Origin of the sequence: Ramlibacter ginsenosidimutans, from assembly GCF_016654015.1 — a bacterium.
Lineage (GTDB): Bacteria > Pseudomonadota > Gammaproteobacteria > Burkholderiales > Burkholderiaceae_C > Ramlibacter > Ramlibacter ginsenosidimutans.
In genome coordinates, this window is sequence record NZ_JAEPWM010000006.1 from 111,730 (window position 1) to 133,194 (window position 21,465).

The window sequence follows — 21,465 nt, forward strand, 5'->3', positions numbered from 1 at the left end:
TCGCAGGGGCTGGAGGCCAGGTTCCGGGGAAACGCTCCTCAACCACCCAGCCCCTAGCCCCAAACCCCAAGCCCCCTAGTCCCCTAGTCCCTAGCCCCTAGCCTCCAGCCCCTCAGGAGTCCCCCATGGAAGACATCGTCATCGTTTCCGCCGTGCGCACCGCCGTCGGCAAGTTCGGCGGCTCGCTCGCCAAGATTCCCGCGACTGAGCTCGGCGCGATCGTGATCAAGGAAGCGCTCGCGCGCGCCAAGGTCGATCCCGCGCAAGTGGGCGAAGTGATCATGGGCCAGGTGCTGGCCGCCGGCGCCGGACAGAACCCGGCGCGCCAGGCTTCGCTGAAGGCCGGCCTGCCCAAGGAAGTGCCTGCGCTGACGATCAACGCGGTGTGTGGTTCCGGCCTGAAGGCCGTGATGCTGGCCGCCCAGGCGATCGCCTGGGGCGACAGCGAGATCGTGGTGGCCGGCGGCCAGGAGAACATGAGCGCCGCGCCGCACGTGCTGCCCAACTCCCGTGACGGCCAGCGCATGGGCGACTGGAAGCTGCAGGACACCATGATCGTCGACGGCCTCTGGGACGTCTACAACCAGTACCACATGGGCGTCACGGCCGAGAACGTCGCGAAGGAACAGAACATCGACCGCGCCGCGCAGGATGCGCTGGCGCTGGGCAGCCAGCAGAAGGCCGCCGCCGCGCAGGACGCGGGCAAGTTCAAGGACGAGATCGTCACGGTCCCGATCCCGCAGAAGAAGGGCGACCCCGTCCAGTTCGCCAGCGACGAGTTCATCAACAAGAAGACCAGCGCCGAAGCGCTGGCGGGGCTGCGTCCTGCCTTCGACAAGGCCGGCACGGTCACCGCGGGCAACGCGTCCGGCCTGAACGACGGCGCCGCCGCCGTGGTGGTGATGAGCGCCAAGAAGGCCAAGGAACTGGGCCTGACGCCGCTGGCGACGATCAAGGCCTTCGCCACCACCGGCCTCGATCCCAAGACGATGGGCATGGGCCCGGTGCCCGCCACGAAGAAGGCGCTGCAGCGCGCCGGCTGGAAGGCCTCGGAAGTGGACCTGTTCGAGCTGAACGAAGCCTTCGCGGCCCAGGCCTGCGCCGTCAACAAGGCGCTGGACATCGATCCGGCCAAGGTCAACGTCAACGGCGGCGCGATCGCGATCGGCCACCCGATCGGCGCGTCCGGCGCCCGCATCCTGGTGACGCTGCTGTATGAGATGCAGCGTCGCGGCTCGAAGAAGGGCGTGGCCGCGCTGTGCATCGGCGGCGGCATGGGGGTTTCCCTCGCCGTCGAGCGCGCGTGAACGCGCAGAATGATTTTCCAGCGAACCGACAGGAGAGGAACATGACCCAGAAAGTTGCCTACGTGACCGGCGGCATGGGCGGCATCGGCACCGCCATCTGCCAGCGCCTGCACAAGGAGGGCTTCAAGGTGATCGCCGGCTGCGGCCCCACGCGCGACTTCGGCAAATGGCTGAACGAGCAGAAGGCGCTGGGCTACACGTTCTACGCGTCTGTCGGCAACGTCGGTGACTGGGACTCGACGGTCGAAGCGTTCGGCAAGGCCAAGGCGGAGCACGGCGGCATAGACGTGCTGGTGAACAACGCCGGCATCACCCGCGACCGCATGTTCCTCAAGATGACGCGCGAGGACTGGGACGCGGTGATCGAGACCAACCTCAACTCCATGTTCAACGTGACCAAGCAGGTCGTGGGCGACATGGTGGAAAAGGGCTGGGGCCGCATCATCAACATCTCCTCGGTCAACGGCGAGAAGGGCCAGGCCGGGCAGACCAACTACTCCGCGGCCAAGGCCGGCATGCACGGCTTCTCGATGGCGCTGGCGCAGGAACTCGCCAACAAGGGCGTGACCGTCAACACGGTGAGCCCGGGCTACATCGGCACCGACATGGTCAAGGCGATCCGCCAGGACGTCCTGGACAAGATCGTCGCCACCATCCCGGTCAAGCGCCTGGGCGAGCCGAGCGAGATCGCGTCCATCATCGCGTGGCTGGCCGGTGAGGAAAGCGGCTACACCACCGGTGCGGACTTCTCCGTCAACGGCGGCTTGCACATGGGTTGAGGCGCGGCGGCCCGCGCCGCCACACCGCTGCCAGGAGGCCCCGCTTGCGGGGCCTCGCCGTTTCAGCGGCTGGCCACGAGGTCTTCAATGACCAGCCTGCGGTAACGCTGGCCGTAGCTGATCGGGAGATCGCGCAGCACCTGCAGCACGTGCTCCGACGTCGTCGCCGCCGACGCGTGCACGATCAGCGCGTGGTGTCCCTGGTGCGCGAGGTGGCGGAACCGCCGCGCGGTGTCCACTTCGGTGGCCACCGAGGGCAGCAGGTCCTCGGACTCGTCGATGGCGTCGCTGATCTGGCGCTCGAACTCCTGCGGGTGCGCGACGCACAGGTCGTCGTCCGATACGCCGTCCGCCCGCAGCAACTCGCAGGCGCGTCGCGCGTCCCGCTCGGTGGGGAACATCAGCACCATGTGGCCCGTGGGATAGAACACACCGCGCATGTTGGTCATGCCGGCGCCGATCGAAAATGTCTTCATCGCCGCACTCCTTGGCCGAACGGAGTCCAGCATAGGCGCGCGCTGGGCGCTTGGGCCAAGACCCTGGGCCATTCAGGGGAGTGCGCTCAGGCGTCGATGTTCTCGATGATGAGCTCGCCGCGCCCGCGTTTCCGCCCGTTGCAACGTCCCGCGGTGGGCCGCCCCTGGAGCCGACCCGGGCGGGTGGGGAGGGCAGCGCGTACAGTCGCGGGGTGACGAAAGACAAGGATGGCTGGCGCCTCAGCGTGGCGCCCATGATGGACTGGACGGACCGGCACTGCCGCTTCTTCCACCGGCTGCTCAGCCGGCGTGCGCGGCTCTATACGGAGATGGTCACGACCGGGGCGCTGCTGCACGGCGACGTGCCGCGCCACCTCGACTTCGATTCGAGCGAACACCCGGTGGCGCTGCAGCTCGGCGGCAGCGAGCCGGCGGACCTGGCGCACTGCGCCAAGCTGGGCGTCGAGTGGGGCTATGACGAAATCAACCTCAACTGCGGCTGTCCCAGCGAGCGCGTCCAGCGCGGCGCCTTCGGCGCCTGCCTGATGGCGGAGCCGGCCCTGGTGGCCGACTGCGTCAAGGCGATGGTGGACGCCGTGAGCGTGCCGGTGACCGTGAAGCACCGCATCGGGATCGACAAGGTGGAGAGCTACGAGTTCGTGCGCGACTTCGTGGGCACGGTGGCAGCGGCCGGCTGCGGCGTCTTCATCGTTCATGCGCGCAATGCCTGGCTGAAGGGCCTGTCGCCCAAGGAAAACCGCGAGGTGCCGCCCCTGCGGCACGCGCTCGTCGAGCGGCTGAAGCGCGAATTCCCGCAACTGGTGATCTGCACGAACGGCGGCATCACCAGCGACGAGGAAGTGCGCGAGCAGCTCGAGCTGCTCGACGGCGTGATGATCGGGCGCGAGGCCTACCACCACCCATGGTGGCTGGCGCACTGGGACGCGCTGTACTACGGCGCCGGGCCTTCCTCGCTGTCACGCCAGGAGGTGGAGGAGGCGATGGTCGCGTACATGGAGCGGGAGCACCGTGAGCGCGGCACGCCCTGGCATTCCATCGCGCGGCACATGATGGGCCTGTACAACGGCTTGCCGGGTGCGCGGCGCTGGCGCCAGGTCTGGAGCGACCACCGCCTGAAAGGCGAGCCGCCGCGGGAAGTGATGCGCCTTGCGCACGAAGGTCAGACGCTGGCCGCGGTGTAGGCTGGCGGTGAGCGCAGCGAACCCCAGCTTGCTGCGCGCCGCTGGATCGCTGGGGTTCCTGCGTCACCCCAGCCTACGTGCTGGATTGCCGCGGTTGCTGCGACACCCCAGCCCACGAACTGGCCACGGTGTAGGCTGGTGGTGAGCGCAGCGAACCCCAGCTTGCCGTGCACCGCTTGCGTCGGCCCGCCCAATTGCTTTAAACTTAAAATATCTAGGCCTGGAGCAATTCCATGAACATCGTCTGCATCGGCGGCGGCCCGGCGGGTCTGTACTTCGCGCTTCTCATGAAGAAGCAGGACCCCACGCACCGCATCCGCGTCGTCGAGCGGAACAAGCCCTACGACACCTTCGGCTGGGGCGTGGTGTTCTCCGACCAGACGCTGGGCAACCTGCAGGCGGCGGACCCCGAGACTGCGGGCGAGATCCTGGGCGCCTTCAACCACTGGGATGACATCGAGGTCAACATCCGCGGGCACAAGGTCGTGTCGGGCGGCCACGGCTTCTGCGGCATCGGCCGCAAGCGGCTGCTGAACATCCTGCAGCGCCGCTGCGAGGATCTGGGCGTGGAGCTGGTGTTCGAGACCGACGCGCAAGGCGACCAGGACTATCCGGACGCCGACCTCGTCATCGCCAGCGACGGCCTGAACAGCCGCATCCGCGCAAAGTACGCGGCGAGCTACCAGCCCGACATCGACCTGCGCAAGTGCCGCTTCGTCTGGCTGGGCACGCACAAGAAGTTCGACGCCTTCACCTTCGCCTTCGAGGAGACGCCCTTCGGCTGGTTCCAGGCGCACGCCTACCAGTTCGACGGCGACACCTCCACGTTCATCGTGGAGGCGCCGGAGGACGTGTGGCTCAAGGCCGGTATGGACAAGATGGAGAAGGAAGAGTCCATCGCCTTCTGCGAGAAGCTGTTCGCGAAGTACCTCGATGGCAATCGGTTGATGTCGAACGCGTCGCACCTGCGCGGCTCGGCGCAGTGGATCAAGTTCCCGCGCGTGGTGTGCAAGACCTGGGTGCACGACAACGGCCGCGCCCCAGTGGTGCTGATGGGCGACGCGGCGCACACCGCGCATTTCTCGATCGGCTCCGGCACCAAGCTGGCGCTGGAGGATTCCATCGAGCTGGCCCGCTGCATCGGCCGCCACCCGGGCGACCTGAAGCAGGCGCTGCAGGAGTACGAGGACGTGCGCAGCGTGGAGGTGCTGAAGATCCAGAACGCCGCGCGCAACTCCACCGAATGGTTCGAGAACGTGAAGCGCTATGTGAACCTGCCGCCCGAGCAGTTCGCGTACTCGCTGCTCACGCGCAGCCAGCGCATCAGCCACGAGAACCTGCGCCTGCGCGACAAGGACTACGTGGAGCACTACGAGGACTGGATCGCCGAGCGCTCCGGCCTGCATCGCACCGCCGTGCAGCAGTCCGTGCCGCCGATGTTCACGCCGTTCACGCTGCGCGGCGTCACGCTCAAGAACCGCGTCGTCGTTTCGCCGATGGCGCAGTACTCCTGCGTCGACGGGCTGCCGGGGGACTACCACCTGGTGCACCTCGGCGCGCGCGCCATGGGGGGCGCGGGGATGGTCGTCGCGGAGATGACCTGCACTAGTCCCGACGCCCGCATCACCCCCGGCTGTCCCGGGCTGTGGAGCCCGCAGCAGCGCGACGGCTGGAAGCGCATCGTGGACTTCGTGCATGCGAACAGCGACGCGAAGATCGCGATGCAGCTGGGCCACGCGGGTCCCAAGGGCTCCACGCGCGTGCCATGGGAAGGCGAGGACCAGCCGCTCGCGTCCGGCAACTGGCCGCTGCTGTCGGCCTCGCCCGAGCAGTACATCGACGGCGTGAGCGACTGGGCCAAGCCCATGACCCGCGCCGACATGGACCGCGTGCGGGACGACTTCGTGCGCGCCACCCGCTACGCGGTGGAAGCCGGCTTCGACTGGCTGGAGCTGCACTGCGCGCACGGCTACCTGCTCTCCGCCTTCATCTCGCCGCTGACCAACCAGCGCACCGACGACTACGGCGGCTCGCTGGAGAACCGCCTGCGCTACCCGCTGGAAGTGTTCCGGGCGATGCGCGCCGTGTGGCCGCAGGACAAGCCGATGTCGGTGCGGATCTCCGCGCACGACTGGGTCGAAGGCGGCATCACGCCCGACGACGCCGTGGAGATCGCCCGCGCCTTCAAGGCGGCCGGCGCCGACCTGATCGACTGCTCCTCGGGCCAGGTGAGCAAGAAGCAGAAGCCGGTGTACGGCCGCATGTACCAGACGCCGTTCGCCGATCGCATCCGCAACGAGGCCGGCATCGCGACCATGGCCGTGGGCGCCATCTCGGAAGCCGACCACGTCAACAGCATCATCGCCGCGGGACGCGCGGACCTCTGCGCCGTCGCCCGGCCGCACCTGGCGAATCCCGCCTGGGCGCTGCTGGAAGCGGCGAAGATCGGCTACCACGACGTGGCCTGGCCGAAGCAGTACCTTTCGGGCAAGCAGCAGCTCGAACGCAACCTCGAACGTGAACGCATGCTGGCCGCAGCACAGGAGACCCCCCTTGAACGATTCAACTGAGCGCGTCGACCCGGCGCTGGCCGCGGGCAACCGCAAGCAGCTCGCGGGCTACCGCGCCGAACATTTCCTCTGGGCCGTGGACCAGGGCGTGGCCACGGTCACGCTGAACCGGCCCGAGCGCAAGAACCCGCTCACCTTCGATTCGTACGCGGAACTGCGCGACCTGTTCGGGCAACTGAAGTACGCGACCGATGTGCACGCGGTGGTGGTCACCGGCGCCGGCGGCAATTTCTGCTCCGGCGGCGACGTGCACGAGATCATCGGTCCGCTGGTGCGGCTGAAGGCGCCGGAACTGCTGATGTTCACGCGCATGACCGGTGACCTGGTGAAGGCAATGCGGGCCTGTCCGCAGCCCGTCGTGGCCGCCATCGACGGCGTGTGCGCCGGCGCCGGTGCGATCGTCGCGATGGCCTCGGACATCCGCTACGGCACCGCGCGCAGCAAGACCGCCTTCCTGTTCAACCGCGTGGGCCTCGCCGGCTGCGACATGGGCGCCTGCGCGATGCTGCCGCGAATCATCGGCCAGGGCCGGGCAAGCGAGCTGCTGTACACCGGCCGCTCGCTCGGCGGAGAAGAGGGCGAGCGCTGGGGCTTCTTCAACCGCCTCTGCACGCCCGAGGCGCTGGTGCAAGAGGCGCAGGCATTGGCCCGCCAGCTGGTCGAAGGCCCGACCTTCGCCAACGGCATCACCAAGACCATGCTGCACCAGGAATGGGCCATGACGATCGAGCAGGCGATCGAGTCGGAAGCGCAGGCGCAGGCCTTGTGCATGCTGACGCAGGACTTCACCCGCGCTTACGAAGCCTTCGTGGCGAAGCAGAAGCCGAAGTTCGAGGGCAATTGAAATGAATGCGAAGCACATTCCTCACCCTCTCCCTCTGGGAGAGGGCCGGGGTGAGGGCAATTGAAGTGAGCGACACCACCTACCTCGACTGGCCCTTCTTCGAAGACCGGCACCGCAAGCTGCAGCGCGAGCTCGACCCTTGGGCCGCCGAACACGTCGCGCACATCCACGGTCCGGATGTGGATGCATCGTGCAAGGAACTCGTTCGCAAGCTCGGCGGGGCCGGCTGGCTCCAGCACGCCGTCGGCGACCGCATCGACACGCGCGCCATCTGCCTGCTGCGCGAAACGCTGGGCCGCCACAACGGCCTCGCCGACTTTGCGTTTGCGATGCAGGGACTCGGCTCCGGCGCAATCAGCCTGCAAGGCACGCCCGCGCAGAAGGAGCGCTGGCTGCCGCGCGTGGCGCGCGGCGAGGCCATCGCCGCCTTCGCCTTGTCCGAGCCGGACGCCGGCTCGGACGTCGCGAGCATGCAGTGCGCCGCACGCGTGGAAGGCGATCACGCGATCCTCGATGGCGAGAAGACCTGGATCTCCAACGGCGGCATCGCGGACTTCTACGTGGTGTTCTGCCGCACCGGCGAGGCGCCGGGTGCGCGTGGCATCTCCGCGTTCATCGTCGAAGCCGGCACGCCGGGCTTCGAGATCGCCGAGCGCATCGAGGTGATCGCGCCGCATCCGCTCGCACGCCTGAAGTTCACGAACTGCCGCGTACCGCTGGGCAACCGCGTCGGCGCAGCCGGCGAAGGCTTCAAGGTGGCGATGCGCACGCTGGACGTGTTCCGCACTTCGGTCGCGGCCGCGGCGCTGGGATTCGCGCGCCGCGCGCTCGACGAGGCGCTGCACCGGGCGACCACGCGCAGGATGTTCAACGGCACGCTGGCCGATTTCCAGCTCACGCAGGCGAAGCTCGCGCAGATGGCGACCACGATCGACAGCGCCGCGCTGCTGGTCTACCGCGCCGCGTGGCTGCGCGACCAGGGCCGGACCGTCACGAAGGAAGCCGCCATGGCCAAGATGGCTGCCACCGAAGGCGCGCAGCAGGTCATCGACGCGGCCGTGCAGATGTTCGGCGGCCTGGGCGTGAAGAGCGGCGAGCCGGTCGAACAGCTGTACCGGGAAATCCGCAGCCTGCGCATCTACGAAGGCGCCACCGAGGTGCAGCAGCTGATCATCGCGCGCGAATTGCTCAAGGAAGTGAAGTCATGACCCAGGAATCCAGACCCCAAGCCGTCCTCCCCGAGGGATGGGCTCGCCCCAAGGGCTACTCCAACGGCGTCATCGCGAAGGGGCGCATGCTGTTCATCGCCGGGATGATCGGCTGGGACGGCGACCAGCGCTTCCACAGCGACGACTTCGGCGAGCAGGCCCGGCTGGCTCTGCAGAATGTCGCCGACGTGCTGAAGGCCGCCGGCGGGACAGGCGAGAATATCGTCCGGATGACCTGGTACGTGACCGACAAGCGCGAATACCTGGCCGCCGCCCGCGCGGTGGGCCAGGCGTTCCGCGAGATCATCGGCAGCTACACCATCGCCATGACGGCCGTGGAGGTGCGCGCCCTGATCGAGGACCGCGCCAAGGTCGAGATCGAATGCACTGCAGTCCTGCCAGACTGACCCACTGAACCGGAGAGTTTCATGGCCGCCAAAGCTTCGTTCCACTGGGACGACCCCCTGCTGCTCGAGCAGCAGATCACCGACGACGAGCGCGCCGTGCGCGACGCCGCCCGCGCGTACTGCCAGGACAAGCTGGCGCCTCGGGTGCTGGAAGCCTTCCGCCACGAGAAAACCGACCCGGCCATCTTCCGCGAGATGGGCGAGTTGGGCCTGCTGGGTCCCACAATCCCCGAGCAGTACGGCGGCGCCGGCCTGAACTACGTGTGCTACGGCCTCATCGCCCGCGAAGTCGAGCGCGTGGACTCCGGCTACCGCTCGATGATGTCGGTGCAGTCTTCGCTGGTGATGGTGCCGATCAACGAATTCGCCAACGAGCAGACCAAGCAGAAGTACCTGCCGAAGCTCGCGACCGGCGAGTGGATCGGCTGCTTCGGCCTGACCGAGCCGAACCACGGCTCCGACCCGGCGAGCATGATCACGCGCGCCCGCAAGGTCGACGGCGGCTACAAGCTCACCGGCTCCAAGATGTGGATCTCCAACAGCCCGATCGCCGATGTGTTCGTCATCTGGGCCAAGGACGACGAAGGTTCGATCCGCGGCTTCGTGCTGGAGAAGGGCTGGAAGGGCCTGACGGCGCCTGCCATCCACGGCAAGGTGGGCCTGCGCGCCTCCATCACCGGCGAGGTCGTGATGGACGAAGTGTTCTGCCCCGAGGAGAACGCCTTCCCCGAGGTACGCGGCCTGAAGGGCCCGTTCACCTGCCTGAACTCCGCGCGCTACGGCATCGCCTGGGGCGCGCTGGGTGCGGCGGAGGACTGCTGGCACCGCGCGCGCCAGTACGTGATCGACCGCAAGCAGTTCGGCAAGCCGCTCGCGGCCAACCAGCTGGTGCAGAAGAAGCTGGCCGACATGCAGACCGAAATCACGCTGGGGCTGCAAGGCTGCCTGCGCCTGGGCCGCATGAAGGACGAGGGCACGGCGAGCGTGGAGATCACCTCGATCATGAAGCGCAACTCCTGCGGCAAGGCGCTGGACATCGCGCGGCTGGCGCGCGACATGATGGGCGGGAACGGCATCAGCGACGAATTCGGCGTGGCGCGCCACCTGGTGAACCTGGAAGTCGTGAACACCTACGAGGGCACGCACGACATCCACGCGCTGATCCTGGGCCGCGCCCAGACCGGCATCGCCGCCTTCTGACGTTCTCCTCTCCCTCCCCCCTGGGGGAGGGCCGGGGTGGGGGCGCTCCACCCTCCGCAAGGACCTCAACCCATGTCCTCTGCCTTCATCCCCTACGGCCAGTACTGGTCCACGCCCTTCGCGCGCTGGCAAGGCGCGCTCGCGCACCTGCACAGCCTGGAGTTCGCCGCGTGGAACAGCCGGCGCGAACTGCAGGCGCGTGGCTTGCAGGACGCGCCGATCGACTATGGCGTGCTGGGCCTCACGGTGCCGCAGCAGGGCTCGTTCTACGGACTGCCCTGGGCCATGGGCCTGATGGGTTTCGAAGGCGTCGGCGGACCCTCGGTCGCGCAGGCCTGCGCGACGTCGGCACGCTGCCTCGCCATGGCCGCCGATGAAGTGAACGCAGGGCGCGCGTCGTGCGCCTTCGTGCTCACGGCCGACCGCGTGAGCAACGGACCGCAGCTCTACTACCCTGACCCCCAAGGCCCCGGCGGCAGCGGGCGCAGCGAGAACTGGGTGCTGGACAACTTCCGCGAGGACCCGTTCGCCAAGGTGGCGATGGTGCAGACCGGCGAGAACGCCGCGCGCAAGCACGGAATCTCGAAGGCGGAACAGGACGAGGTCACGCTGCTGCGCTATGCGCAATACCAGGACGCGCTGGCCGACGACCACGCGTTCCAGCGCCGCTACATGCGGCTGCCGTTCGAGGTGCCGGACGCGCGCCTGCGCAAGACCGTGGCCAGGCTCGCGGGTGACGAAGGCGTGCACGCGACCACGCGCGAAGGCCTGGCGAAACTGGAGCCGGTGCTGCCCGGCGGCACGATCAGCTATGGCGGGCAGACGCACCCCGCGGATGGCCATGCGGCGATGTTCGTGGGCTCGCGCGAGCAGGCGAGGGCCTTGTCCACGCGACCCGAAATCATGATCGAACTGCTTGCCTTCGGCCAGGCGCGCGTGGAGAAGGCGCACATGCCGCTCGCCCCGGTGCCGGCCGCGCGCGCGGCGCTGCTCCAGGCCGGCATGGAAGCCGCGCAGGTCACCCACGTGAAGACGCACAACCCCTTCGCGGTGAACGACATCGTGCTGTCGCGCGAGATGGGCTTTGCGCTCGATCGCATCAACCGCTACGGCTGCTCGCTGGTGTGGGGCCATCCGCAAGGTCCCACCGGCCTGCGCAGCGTGATCGAGCTGATCGAGGAGATGGTGCAGGACGGCGGCGGCATCGGCCTGTTCACCGGCTGCGCCGCGGGCGACACGGCGATGAGCGTGCTCCTGAAGGTGGACGGCGCGCGATGAGCGCGCTGGCCGGCAGCGCGGGACGGGTGCATGCGAGCATCCTCGCGATGCTCCAGGACACGGCTGCGGCCTTTCCGGATCACGAAGCGGTGGTGTTCGAAGGCACCACCTGGACTTATGCGGAGTTGCGGCGCGTCGTGGCCGGCCTGGCCGCGCTGCTGCGCGCACAGGGCGCAGCAGGTACGCGCGTGGCCACCTTGCTGCCGAATTCGCTGCTCGCGTGCGCGGCGCCTTACGCCGTCGCCGCGGCCGGTGCACAGCTGGTGCCCCTCAATCCGCTCTACACGCCGCGCGAGCTCGACTACATGTTGCGCGATGCGGCGCCGCGGCTGCTGCTCGTAGACGACGCACTCGCCGGGCGCGTGCAGCCGCTGCTGGCGCAGCGTCCCGGCTGCACGCTGCTGCGCGCCTCCGGGCTCTCCGCGAAATTCGAGGCGTGGCGGGCCGACCCATCGCTGGCGATTCCGCCCGAGTGGCTGCCCGACGCGGACGTGCCCGGCCTGCTGCAGTACACCGGCGGCTCCTCCGGCTTTCCCAAGGGCGTGATCCTCACGCACCGCGCGCTCGCCACCAACGTCGCCCAGCGCGACAGCCTGCTGCCGGTCGCGCGCGGGCGCGAGCGCGTGCTGTGCGTGATGCCCCTGTTCCATTCCTATGCGATGGCCATGGGCCTGTTTCTTTGCGGCAACTCGGGCAGCACGCTGGTCGTGCAGGCGGGCTACCACCCCGAGCGCCTGCTGGACGCCATCGCGCGGGAGCGCATCACCATCTTCCCGGGCAGCCCGACGATCTTCACCGGCCTGATGCAGCACGAAGCCTTTGCGCGCACGGACTGGTCGCGCGTGCACACCTGCTATTCCGGCTCCGCCGCGCTGTCGCGCGAGACGCTGGAGCGCTGGCAGGCCGCGACGGGCGCGCCCATCTACGAGGGCTACGGCCAGACGGAGGCGGGTCCGGTGCTGAGTTTCAATCCTGTCCGCGGCCCGGTGAAGGTCGGCTCGGTGGGCATCGCGGTCGCCGGCACCGAACTGCAGGTCGTCGACCTGGAGCAGGGCAAGCGGGTGCTGCCGACCGGAGAGCGCGGCGAGATCCGCGCACGCGGCCCGCAGCTCATGAGCGGCTACTTGAACCTGCCGGCCGAAACCAAGGAGGCGCTGCGCGATGGCTGGCTCTACACCGGCGACATCGGCGAATTCGATGCGGACGGCTACCTCTACATCCGCGACCGCAAGAAGGACCTGGTGATCGTCGGGGGCTACAACGTGTACCCGCGCGAAGTGGAGGAGGTGCTGTTCACGCACCCCGATGTCGCCGAGGCCGCGGTCGTCGGCCAACCCGACGCCTACCGCGGCGAGGTCCTGCGCGCCTTCGTGGTGCTGCGGCCGGGACGCGCTTTCGACGAGGAAGCGCTCAAGGCGTTCTGCGCCGGGCAACTCGCGCGCTACAAGGTGCCCGCGCGGATCGAGCCGCTGGAGGCGCTGCCGAAGACCGGCGTGAACAAGACCGACAAGAAGGTGCTGAAGGCGCGCGTGCGCGGCTGAGGTGCGAGGCGCGCTGCCTATAACAGGCAGCCCAGCCTTGCGTCTTGTTATAGGCTGGCTATCATACGGCTCCAAACTCTGCCCATACAGGAGCCAGCCTTTCACATGGCGCATGCCGCAGGCCCCGCCCACGCGCACCGCGCCGGTCGCTACATTGCCCAGCCTACGGGCTATCGAGCTTTCCATCCCGCGGCGCTGCCGCCGGACCCGCCGGTGGAGCTGACGGGTGACTTGCAGCGCCTGCTGTCGGCAGCCGACCGTGCCTTGGGGCGGTTGGACGGGTCCGTCCTGACGTTGCCGAACCCGGACCTCTTCGTGCTCATGTACGTGCGCAAGGAGGCCGTGCTTTCCAGCCAGATCGAGGGGACACAGAGCTCCTTGCAGGACCTGCTTTCCGCCGAGGCGCAGATCTTCGACGAGAACATGCCGCGCGACGTGGACGAGGTCGTCAACTACGTCCGGGCGATGAAGCATGGTCTGGCACGCCTCGCCGAACTGCCGGTCTCCGTGCGGCTCATTCGCGAGATTCATTCCGAGTTGATGCAAGGCGTGCGCGGAGGCCGCCTGACCCCGGGTGAGCTGCGTACCAGCCAGAACTGGATCGGCCCCGCCGGCTGCACGCTGGCGACCGCCACCTTCGTGCCTCCCCCGCAGCACGAGGTTCCGCAGGCACTCGGCGCCCTCGAGAACTTCCTGCACCGGGATGACGATCTTCCGCCGTTGGTGAAGATTGGGCTGGCCCATGTCCAGTTCGAGACCATCCACCCCTTCCTGGACGGCAACGGCCGCGTGGGACGCCTGCTGATCACCTTCCTGCTCACGGAACGACAGGTTTTGCACAAGCCCGTGCTGTACCTGTCGCACTACTTCAAGCGTCATCGGCAAGAGTACTACGAGCACCTGCAAGCAGTGCGCGACCGGGGCGAATGGGAATCGTGGCTCGCCTTCTTCCTTCGCGGCGTGGTGGAGGTGGCGCACGAAGCGACCGAAACCGCGCGCCGCATCCTGCACTTGCGAGAGCAGCACCGAAGCGCGATCACCGAGCACCTCGGTCGCGCCGCCGGCAGCGGCCACCGCGTGCTGGAGTCGCTCTTCGACCGTCCCATCGTCACAGTAGCGGATGTGCAGGGCATCACCGGCACCACGTATGCGGCCGCGAACCAGCTCGTCGGCCGGCTCGTGCAGCTCGAAGTCCTGCAGGAGATGACCGGCTACACGCGCAACCGGCGGTTCCGCTACGCCCCCTACATCGCTCTATTCAACGATACGCCCCCGGCGGGTTGATCGCCGCCGCGAGCGCGTGGACAGCTTGCGCGCGCAGATGTCCGATTCGGCTGTCGCTGGTGAGACGCCACAGCGGTCCGGGACTTTGGTCTCGCGGTACGCTTCCGTCATGCAGTGTCCCGCTTCCACGCCGCGCCCGGAGACGCGGCACCTGCCTTTCTGGCCCACGGGCCAGTCCACCCACCTCACGCTGCCGCAGACGCACCTCTTCTACAACGCCGAGGTCGCGGCGACGCGCTTTCCGGACAAGCCTTTCATCGTCTTCTACGACAGCGTGCTCACGTTCGCGCAGTTCCGCGCGCAGGCCGAGCGCATCGCCGGCTTCCTGCAGCAGGACTGCGGGGTGCAGCCCGGCGACCGCGTGCTGCTGGACATGCAGAACAGCCCCCAATGGGTGCTGGCCTATTACGGCATCCTGCGCGCCGACGCGGTCGTGGTCCCGGTGAATCCGATGAACAAGACGGAGGAACTGCGCCACTACGTGCAGGACGCGGGCGCGAAGGTCGCCTTCGTCGCGCAGGACCTGCTGCCGCTGATGCGGCCGCTGGTGGGCGGGCCCGACGGCCTGCAGCGCGCGATCGTCGCGACCTACAGCGACCACCTGACGGCGCAGACCGACCTGCAGGTGCCGGAGTTCGTGGCGGCTCCTCGCGTGCCGCTGGAAGGCGAGGGTCTCGTCGCTTGGCATGAGATGCTCGCCGCCGCGCGCACGCCGGCAGCGATGCGCGCCGGCCCCGACGATCTCGCCGTGATGCCGTACACGTCGGGCACGACGGGCCAGCCGAAAGGCTGCATGCACACGCACCGCAGCGTGATGACGACGGCAGTGCAGGGCGTGCAGTGGTTCGGGCGCACGCAGGACTGGGTGGCGCTCTCGGTGCTGCCTTTCTTCCACGTGACGGGCATGGCCGGCGGGATGAACGGGCCGCTGTATGCCGGCGGCACGATCGTGCTGCTGCCACGGTGGGACCGCGACGCCGCGGCGCAATGCATACAGCGCTATCGCGTGCAGACCTGGCAGGCGATCACGACGATGGTGATCGACATGGTCTCGAACCCGCGCATCGGTGACTACGACTTGAGCAGCCTCATCGGCATCCGCGGCGGCGGCGCGGCGATGCCCGAAGCCGTCGCGGCGCGCCTGAAGTCGCTCACCGGCCTGGACTTCGTCGAGGGCTACGGCATGTCGGAGACGCTCGCCGCGACCCACCTCAATCCGCCGCAGCGTCCCAAGCCGCAGTGCCTGGGCATCCCCATGTACGACGTCGACTCGCGGCTGGTGGATCCGGCTACCCTGGGTGCGGTGCCGCCCGGAGAGACGGGCGAGATCATCGTGCACGCGCCGCAGGTGATGCAGGGCTACTGGCGCAATCCGCAGGCCACGGCCGAAGCCTTCCTCGAGATCGACGGCAAGCGGTTCCTGCGCACCGGCGACCTCGGGCGCGTGGACGAGGACGGCTACTTCTTCATGACCGATCGCCTGAAGCGCATGGTCAACGCGAGCGGCTTCAAGGTCTGGCCGGCGGAAGTGGAAGCGCTGATGCACCACCATCCGGCGATCCAGGAGGCCTGCGTCATCGCCGCGCGCGACCCCCGCCGCGGCGAGACGGTGAAGGCGCTGGTGGTGCTGCGGCGCGGACTCGCGCAGGAACCGACGCCGCAGGAGATCACGCAGTGGTGCCACGAGCACATGGCCGCCTACAAGGCGCCGCGGATCGTGGAGTTCGTGGATTCGCTGCCGCGCAGCGGCAGCGGCAAGGTGATGTGGCGGGAACTGCAGGAGCAGCAGGACGCGAAGGACCGCCAGGCCTCGTAGGCTGGCGCGGCCGGAGGCCGCGGGAGGTGAGCGGCGCGAACCCCAGCAGCGCGCGCCGCGCAAACCGCTGGGGTTCGCGCCACGCGCTCACCGGCGGCGGCCTGCGGCCGCCCCAGCCTACGCCGCCCCAGCCTACTTCCCGAGTTCGGTCAGCTTCACTTCCTTGAGCTTGCCGCCCTCGACCACGGCCACGCGGATGTCGCCGCTGGTGCCGCCGTTCGCGTCGATCGCGTCGTAGTTGGCCAGGTTCTGCGCGGCAGGCAGCTTCTTGATCGCTTCACCCAGCTTCGCGCGGATCGCGGTGGCGTCGCTGGTCGTGCCGGCCAGTTGCATCGCGAGCGCCGTGACGCGCATCGCCGTGTAGTTCAGGCTGGCTTCGGAGCCGGGCTCGCGGCCGGGATACTTCTGCATCCAGCGCGCCACCCAGGCCTTCACGTTGGCGGAGTTGTCCTCCATCACCGGCAGCACGCCCACCGCGCCTTCGAGGGCCGCGTAGCTGCCGACGATGGGTTTCATCTCGTTGAGCTTGGCCTGGTCCATGACGATGAAGCCGCCCTTGAAGCCCAGGTCACGTGCCTGCTTGGCCACGAGGCCCGTGGGCTCGGAAGCGCCGCCGATGAACATCACGTCGGGCTTGGCCGCGAGCGCCTTGCTCACGCCGCTGTAGAAGTCGGTGGAGCGGTTGTAGCTCATGGGATTGTCGGCCACGATCTTGCCGCCCGCCGCCTCCCACGCCGGCTTCACCAGCGCGGTCCACTCCTTGGCGTATTCGTGGTCGGCGCCCGCGATCGCGAGGTTCTTGCCGAAGCGCTTCATGGTGTACGCCACGAAGGGCTTCACGTACGCCGAGAAGTCCGGCGGGATGCGCATCGTGTGCTTGTTGCCCATCGCGGTGATCTTGGGCACGCTGGTGTACGACAGCAGCAGCGCGTTGAGGCGATCGTTGCTGGTCTGGATGGCGAAGCCGCCGCCGGAGTGCGGGCACATCACCACCGGCGTCTTCGATTCCTGCACCAGGCGCTGGAAGTTGATCGCAGTTTCGCTCGGGTTGTACTTGTCGTCGAGGGCGACCACGTCGAAGGTGACCTTCTTGCCGCCGACCTGGAAGTTCTCGGCGTTCAGTTCGTCGACCGCGAACTTCAGTCCGTCGAGCGTGTTCTTGCCGTACTGCGCGGCGCCGCCCGAGAGCGGGCCGGAAAAGCCGATCTTCACGACTTCCTGTGCCGCGGCGGGCAGGCAGGCCGCGAGGGCGCTCAGTGCCACGGCGGCGGTCGCGATGCGTCGGTTCATCGTCATGCGGGATCTCTCCTTGGTTGGAATGGACTGCGGGATTGCGGGGTCAGGCGCCGATGTAGGCCTTGCGGACGGCGTCGTTGTTCATCAGGGTCTCGGGCGTGCCTTCGAGCACGATGCGCCCGCGCTCGATCACGTAGGCGCGGTGCGCGATCTTCAGCGCCGCATGCGCGTTCTGCTCGGCCAGCAGCACGGTCGTGCCCGCGGCGTTGATGCGGTGGATCACGTCGAAGACCTGCTTGACCACCAGCGGCGCCAGGCCCAGGGACGGTTCGTCGAGCAGCAGTACGCGCGGGCGTCCCATGAGCGCACGGCCGATCGCCACCATCTGCTGCTGGCCGCCCGAGAGCGAGCCGGCGGGATCGTTCTTCTTCTGCGCGAGGATGGGGAACAGCGCCAGCACTTCCTCGAGCCGCGAGCGGTTGCCTGCACCGTCGCGGCGGTGCACGTAGGCCCCCAGCATCAGGTTCTTCAGCACCGTCATCTGCGGGAAGAGCTTGCGGCCTTCCGGGCACTGCACCAGGCCCCGCGCGACGATCTGCGCCGGCCGCGTGCCTGCGATCTCTTCGCCGTCGAGCCGGATGCTGCCGCTCGCCGGCTTGTGCAGGCCGCTGGCGGTCAGGAAGATCGAGCTCTTGCCGGCGCCGTTGGCACCCAGCAGGACCACCAGTTCGCCGGCCGCTGCATGCAGGCCGATGCCATCGAGCGCGCGGAAGCTGCCGTAGGCGAGCGAGACGCCCTCAAGCGACAGCATGTTCGCTCCCCAGGTAGGCATCGATCACGGCGGGATTCGCGCGCACTTCGGCGGGCGTGCCTTCGGCGATCTTCTCGCCATAGCTCAGGACCAGGATGCGGTCGGCCAGGCGCATGATCATGTCCATCTTGTGCTCGATCAGGCACACGGTCAGGCCGTGCGCCACCATCTTGCGGATCAGGTCCGCGAGCCCCTCGGTCTCCTCCGGGTTCACGCCGCCCGCGGGCTCGTCCAGCAACAGCAGCTTGGGCTCGGTCGCCAGCGCCAGCGCGAACGCGACGCGCTTGCGCTCCTCCTGCGAGATGTCGCCGGCCAGCCGGTTCTCGATGTGGCCCAGGCCCACGAAGTCCAGCGCGTCGCGCGCCTTCTCGCGGCACAGGCGCTCCTCCGCCTTCAGCCGCCGGGTCCCGAGCAGGACGTCGAGCAGGCCCGAGCGCGTGCGCAGCCGGTGGCCGACGATCAGGTTGTCCAGCACCGTCGCCGTGTCGAACAGCGTCGTCGCCTGGAAGGTGCGCGCGATGCCGAGCCGCGCGACCTGGTCGGTGCGCAGGCGCGTGATGTCGCGGCCTTCGAAGACGATGCTGCCTTCGCTGGCGGGATGCACGCCGGCGATGAGGTTGAAGAAGGTCGTCTTGCCGGCGCCGTTGGGGCCGATGATGGCGTTGACCTTGCCGCCTTCGATGACGGTGCTGACGTCGTTGACCGCGACGTTACCGCCGAAGCGCTTGGTGAGGTGGCGGACTTCAAGCACCACGCACCTCCGTCGCCTGCGGACCCGCGATCGGATCGGATGCCGCGCTCGCATGCGCCGCGCGCCGTGCGCGCCACGCCAGCCAGGTGCCGACCACGCCGTGCGGCAGGAAGATGACCAGCGCGACCAGCAGCGGCCCGAAGATCACGAAACGGTACTCCTGCAGGAACTGCAGCGACTGCGTGAGCCAGGGCACGGCGATCGCGCCGAGCAGCGGGCCGAACACCGTGCCGAGTCCGCCGACCAGCATGTACATGGTCATGTCGAAGGTGTTCTGCGATCCGGCGACGTCGGGACCGACGAAGCGGACGAACGCGGCGTACAGCGCGCCGGCCCAGCCCGCGTAGAGCACGGACACGAGGAAGGCGACCAGCTTGTTGCGCATCAGCGGGATGCCGAGCGCCTCGGCGAGGTCGTCGCCGTTGCGGATGGCGATGAAGGTGCGACCGAGCAGCGAGCCGGTGATGCGCTTCATGACCCACACGCCCAGCGCGAGGAAGGCCAGCACCAGGTAATAGAGCTGCACCGGCGTCTCGAAGCGCAAGGGCCCGATGGGCGCGGGGCCGGGGATGCCCATGAGGCCGACCGTGCCGTGGGTGACCGACTCCCACTTCTCCAGCACGAGGAACAGGATCACGCCCACGCACATCGTGAAGATGGAGAAGTAGTGGCCCTTGAGGCGCAGCGACAGCCAGCCGAGCGGCCATCCGAGCAGCGCCGTCACCGCGCCGGCCGCGACGAAGGCGATCCAGAACGGCACCTGGTGGTCCACGGTGAGGATGCCCAGGGTGTACGCGCCCACGGCCATGAAGCCGGCGTGCGCCATGTTGAACTGGCCCGTATAGCCCGTGATGAGGTTCAGGCCCAGCGTCGCGATCGCGAAGATGCAGGCCGTGGTCATCACGGTGAGCCGGTAGTCGTTGCCGGCGACGAAGGGGAACAGGACGCCCGCGGCGGCGAGCAGCGCCCACCCCAGCCAGCCTTCGAACCACTTGGGCATCAGCGGGCTCCCTGCACGAAGATGCCTTGCGGGCGCAGCGACAGGATCACCACCAGCAGCACGAAGGCGATGATGTCCTTGTAGTCGGTCGAGATGTAGAAGGCGCCGAAGGACTCGGCGAAGCCGATGATCAGTCCGCCCACGATCGCGCCGGGCACGCTGCCCATGCCGCCGAGGATGATGATGACGAAGGCCTTCGTGATCACCAGGTCGCCCATCGCGGGATAGACCAGGTTGATCGGCGCATAGAGCGTCGCGGCGACAGCGGCGAGCACGCCCGAGATCGCGAAGGTCATGATCGCCACGCGGTCCGGGTCGATGCCCACCAGCGCCGCGCCTTCGCGGTTCTGGGCCATCGCGATGATGGTGGAGCCCGTGACCGTCCGGGTGAGGAACAGGTGCAGTGCCAGCATCAGGGCGAAGGCGGCGACGATGATCAGCAGGCGCTGCTGCGGCAGCGCGAGGCTCGCAAACTCCACCATGCCGGTGTAGGGCGTCTGCATGCGCAGGAAGTCCGCGCCCCACAGCGCCTGCGCGCCGGATTCGAGGAACAGCAGCAGGCCGATCGCCGCGATCATCGGGTGCAGGCCGCTGGCCTTGCGCAGCGGATGGAACACCAGGCGCTCCGACACGGCGGCGATCAGCGCGACGACGATCGCCGCGCCCACCATGGCGAGCCAGTAGTTGACGCCCCAGCCGCCCATGAGCTTCAGCGCGATGAACGCGCCGACCATGTAGAAGGCGCCATGGGCGAAGTTCGGCACGTGCAGGATGCCGTACACCAGCGTGAGGCCGAGGGCCACCAGGCTGTAGATGCCGCCCAGGGTGAGGGCGTTGAGGGTTTGTTGCAGCAGCACGTCCATGGGTGAGCCTCAGGCTTCAGGACGTGCGCGCGTGCGGCAGGCCGGCACGGGCCTGTCGGGGCGACGACGACATCGGGGGAATGACTCCAGCGGGGTTCTTCTTCAGCGCCTGCACTTTATGCGGCGGCGCAGCGGACTCTCTTACGGGAAAACCCCGCGAGCGGTCTCGTGCGCGACATGGAGGACGCCGAGTAGTCCTTTCCGCTTGCTGGGGTTCGCTGCGCTCACCTTCCGCGGCCGGCGGCCGCGCCAGCCTACGATTTCGCTCGCACGCTGGCGGGACGCGCGCATCGTAGGCTGGCGGTGAGCGCAGCGAACCCCAGCTCCCGCGCCGCTCACTCCTCCTCGTCGCCGCCCGCGCTCTCCTGCACGAGGCTGGCGTGCATCTCGATCATCTGCCGCAAGGTCTTCTTCAGTTCGTTGGAACGCGCGAGGCCGAAGGGCTGCAGCACGCGGTGCTCGTGCTCCTTGGCGAGATCGATCAGGCCGGACACCAGCTTGTCGCCGGCCGGGGTGATCGCGATCAGCGTGATGCGTCTATCGGTCTCGTGCGAGATGCGCCGCACCTGGCCGCGCGCCTCGAGCCGGTCGAGCACGCGCGTGAGCGTCGGCTGCTTCATGGTGGTGAGCCGGGCGAGCGCGCCGATGCTCATCGGGTCGGCGCCATCCAGGCTGGCCAGCACGCGCCAGTCGGACACGGTGAAGCCCTTGGCCGTGACGATGCGGTGGAACTCACCGGAGATCAGGTGGCTCGCCTGCGCGAGCAGCGCCGGCAGGTAGTCGTCCACGAAGATCGCTGGGGTCTTGCCGGCCTTGCGCATGGTGCATTGTCGTTTCTACCGAGGCGGTGAGTGCTTGACAGCTCAATATATGAAAAGTAATGTACATGCGC

The 21,465-nt window shown here is 68.3% G+C and carries 19 protein-coding genes; 12 read left to right on the top strand and 7 right to left on the bottom strand.

Translation table 11 applies throughout. The annotated features are described in order from the left end of the window. The first annotated feature begins 125 nt into the window (after window positions 1-125). Together JJB11_RS15525 and phbB are read left to right on the top strand one after the other, a co-directional pair. Window positions 126-1,307 carry an acetyl-CoA C-acetyltransferase gene (locus tag JJB11_RS15525; protein WP_201173092.1) on the top strand — a complete coding sequence of 394 codons (1,182 nt, stop codon included), beginning with the start codon at window positions 126-128 and terminating at the stop codon, window positions 1,305-1,307. Between the two features lie 41 nt (window positions 1,308-1,348). Next, a complete protein-coding gene (phbB, locus tag JJB11_RS15530) occupies window positions 1,349-2,086 on the top strand; it encodes an acetoacetyl-CoA reductase (protein ID WP_201173095.1) in 738 nt (245 codons plus the stop codon). A gap of 62 nt (window positions 2,087-2,148) precedes the next feature. On the opposite strand, the gene JJB11_RS15535 is transcribed toward phbB, so the two are convergent. After that, window positions 2,149-2,562, bottom strand: a complete 414-nt coding sequence (locus tag JJB11_RS15535; RefSeq protein ID WP_201173098.1) for an RNA-binding protein — start codon at window positions 2,560-2,562, stop codon at window positions 2,149-2,151. A 212-nt stretch (window positions 2,563-2,774) separates the two neighbouring features. Between JJB11_RS15535 and dusA the strand changes: the two genes are divergently transcribed. The 10 genes from dusA (at window position 2,775) to JJB11_RS15585 (ending at window position 15,912) form a co-directional block, all read left to right on the top strand. After that, entirely contained in the window at window positions 2,775-3,764 is a 990-nt protein-coding gene (dusA, locus tag JJB11_RS15540; RefSeq protein WP_340643157.1) for a tRNA dihydrouridine(20/20a) synthase DusA, read from the top strand. Between the two features lie 233 nt (window positions 3,765-3,997). After that, the gene (locus JJB11_RS15545; RefSeq protein WP_201173101.1) at window positions 3,998-6,334 is read left to right on the top strand and encodes a bifunctional salicylyl-CoA 5-hydroxylase/oxidoreductase; all 2,337 of its coding nucleotides are present in this window, start codon (window positions 3,998-4,000) and stop codon (window positions 6,332-6,334) included. Beyond that, window positions 6,318-7,178, top strand: coding sequence for an enoyl-CoA hydratase family protein (locus JJB11_RS15550; RefSeq protein ID WP_201173104.1), 861 nt, complete (start codon window positions 6,318-6,320; stop codon window positions 7,176-7,178). Before JJB11_RS15545 ends, JJB11_RS15550 begins: the two co-directional genes overlap by 17 nt. A 65-nt stretch (window positions 7,179-7,243) precedes the next feature. Next, complete coding sequence (locus JJB11_RS15555; RefSeq protein ID WP_201173108.1) at window positions 7,244-8,386, top strand: acyl-CoA dehydrogenase family protein; 1,143 nt, start codon at window positions 7,244-7,246, stop codon at window positions 8,384-8,386. Next, a complete protein-coding gene (locus tag JJB11_RS15560) occupies window positions 8,383-8,793 on the top strand; it encodes a RidA family protein (protein WP_201173111.1) in 411 nt (136 codons plus the stop codon). The genes JJB11_RS15555 and JJB11_RS15560 overlap by 4 nt, the downstream gene beginning before the upstream one ends. A gap of 21 nt (window positions 8,794-8,814) precedes the next feature. Continuing rightward, window positions 8,815-9,993: an acyl-CoA dehydrogenase gene (locus tag JJB11_RS15565; protein WP_201173114.1), complete on the top strand. Its 1,179-nt coding sequence runs from the start codon at window positions 8,815-8,817 to the stop codon at window positions 9,991-9,993. 72 nt (window positions 9,994-10,065) lie between these two features. Then, window positions 10,066-11,271, top strand: coding sequence for a thiolase family protein (locus JJB11_RS15570; protein ID WP_201173116.1), 1,206 nt, complete (start codon window positions 10,066-10,068; stop codon window positions 11,269-11,271). Continuing rightward, entirely contained in the window at window positions 11,268-12,812 is a 1,545-nt protein-coding gene (locus JJB11_RS15575; protein WP_201173118.1) for an AMP-binding protein, read from the top strand. The genes JJB11_RS15570 and JJB11_RS15575 overlap by 4 nt, the downstream gene beginning before the upstream one ends. Before the next feature lie 105 nt (window positions 12,813-12,917). Then, a complete protein-coding gene (locus tag JJB11_RS15580) occupies window positions 12,918-14,096 on the top strand; it encodes a Fic family protein (protein ID WP_201173120.1) in 1,179 nt (392 codons plus the stop codon). Window positions 14,097-14,205: 109 nt separating this feature from the next. Further along, a complete protein-coding gene (locus JJB11_RS15585) occupies window positions 14,206-15,912 on the top strand; it encodes a long-chain fatty acid--CoA ligase (RefSeq protein WP_201173122.1) in 1,707 nt (568 codons plus the stop codon). 132 nt (window positions 15,913-16,044) lie between these two features. Here JJB11_RS15585 and JJB11_RS15590 read toward each other — a convergent pair whose 3' ends face one another. The 6 genes from JJB11_RS15590 to JJB11_RS15615 form a co-directional block, all read right to left on the bottom strand. After that, window positions 16,045-17,208 (bottom strand): ABC transporter substrate-binding protein, encoded by a 1,164-nt coding sequence (locus JJB11_RS15590; protein WP_201173124.1) that lies wholly within the window; start codon window positions 17,206-17,208, stop codon window positions 16,045-16,047. Between the two features lie 43 nt (window positions 17,209-17,251). After that, entirely contained in the window at window positions 17,252-17,959 is a 708-nt protein-coding gene (locus JJB11_RS15595; RefSeq protein ID WP_201173127.1) for an ABC transporter ATP-binding protein, read from the bottom strand. After that, window positions 17,946-18,710 (bottom strand): ATP-binding cassette domain-containing protein, encoded by a 765-nt coding sequence (locus tag JJB11_RS15600; protein WP_201173134.1) that lies wholly within the window; start codon window positions 18,708-18,710, stop codon window positions 17,946-17,948. Before JJB11_RS15600 ends, JJB11_RS15595 begins: the two co-directional genes overlap by 14 nt. Beyond that, window positions 18,703-19,710, bottom strand: coding sequence for a branched-chain amino acid ABC transporter permease (locus JJB11_RS15605; RefSeq protein ID WP_201173136.1), 1,008 nt, complete (start codon window positions 19,708-19,710; stop codon window positions 18,703-18,705). Before JJB11_RS15605 ends, JJB11_RS15600 begins: the two co-directional genes overlap by 8 nt. Then, entirely contained in the window at window positions 19,710-20,573 is an 864-nt protein-coding gene (locus JJB11_RS15610; protein WP_201173139.1) for a branched-chain amino acid ABC transporter permease, read from the bottom strand. The genes JJB11_RS15605 and JJB11_RS15610 overlap by 1 nt, the downstream gene beginning before the upstream one ends. A 335-nt stretch (window positions 20,574-20,908) precedes the next feature. Continuing rightward, window positions 20,909-21,394 carry a MarR family winged helix-turn-helix transcriptional regulator gene (locus JJB11_RS15615; protein ID WP_201173141.1) on the bottom strand — a complete coding sequence of 162 codons (486 nt, stop codon included), beginning with the start codon at window positions 21,392-21,394 and terminating at the stop codon, window positions 20,909-20,911. Window positions 21,395-21,465: the final 71 nt, after the last annotated feature.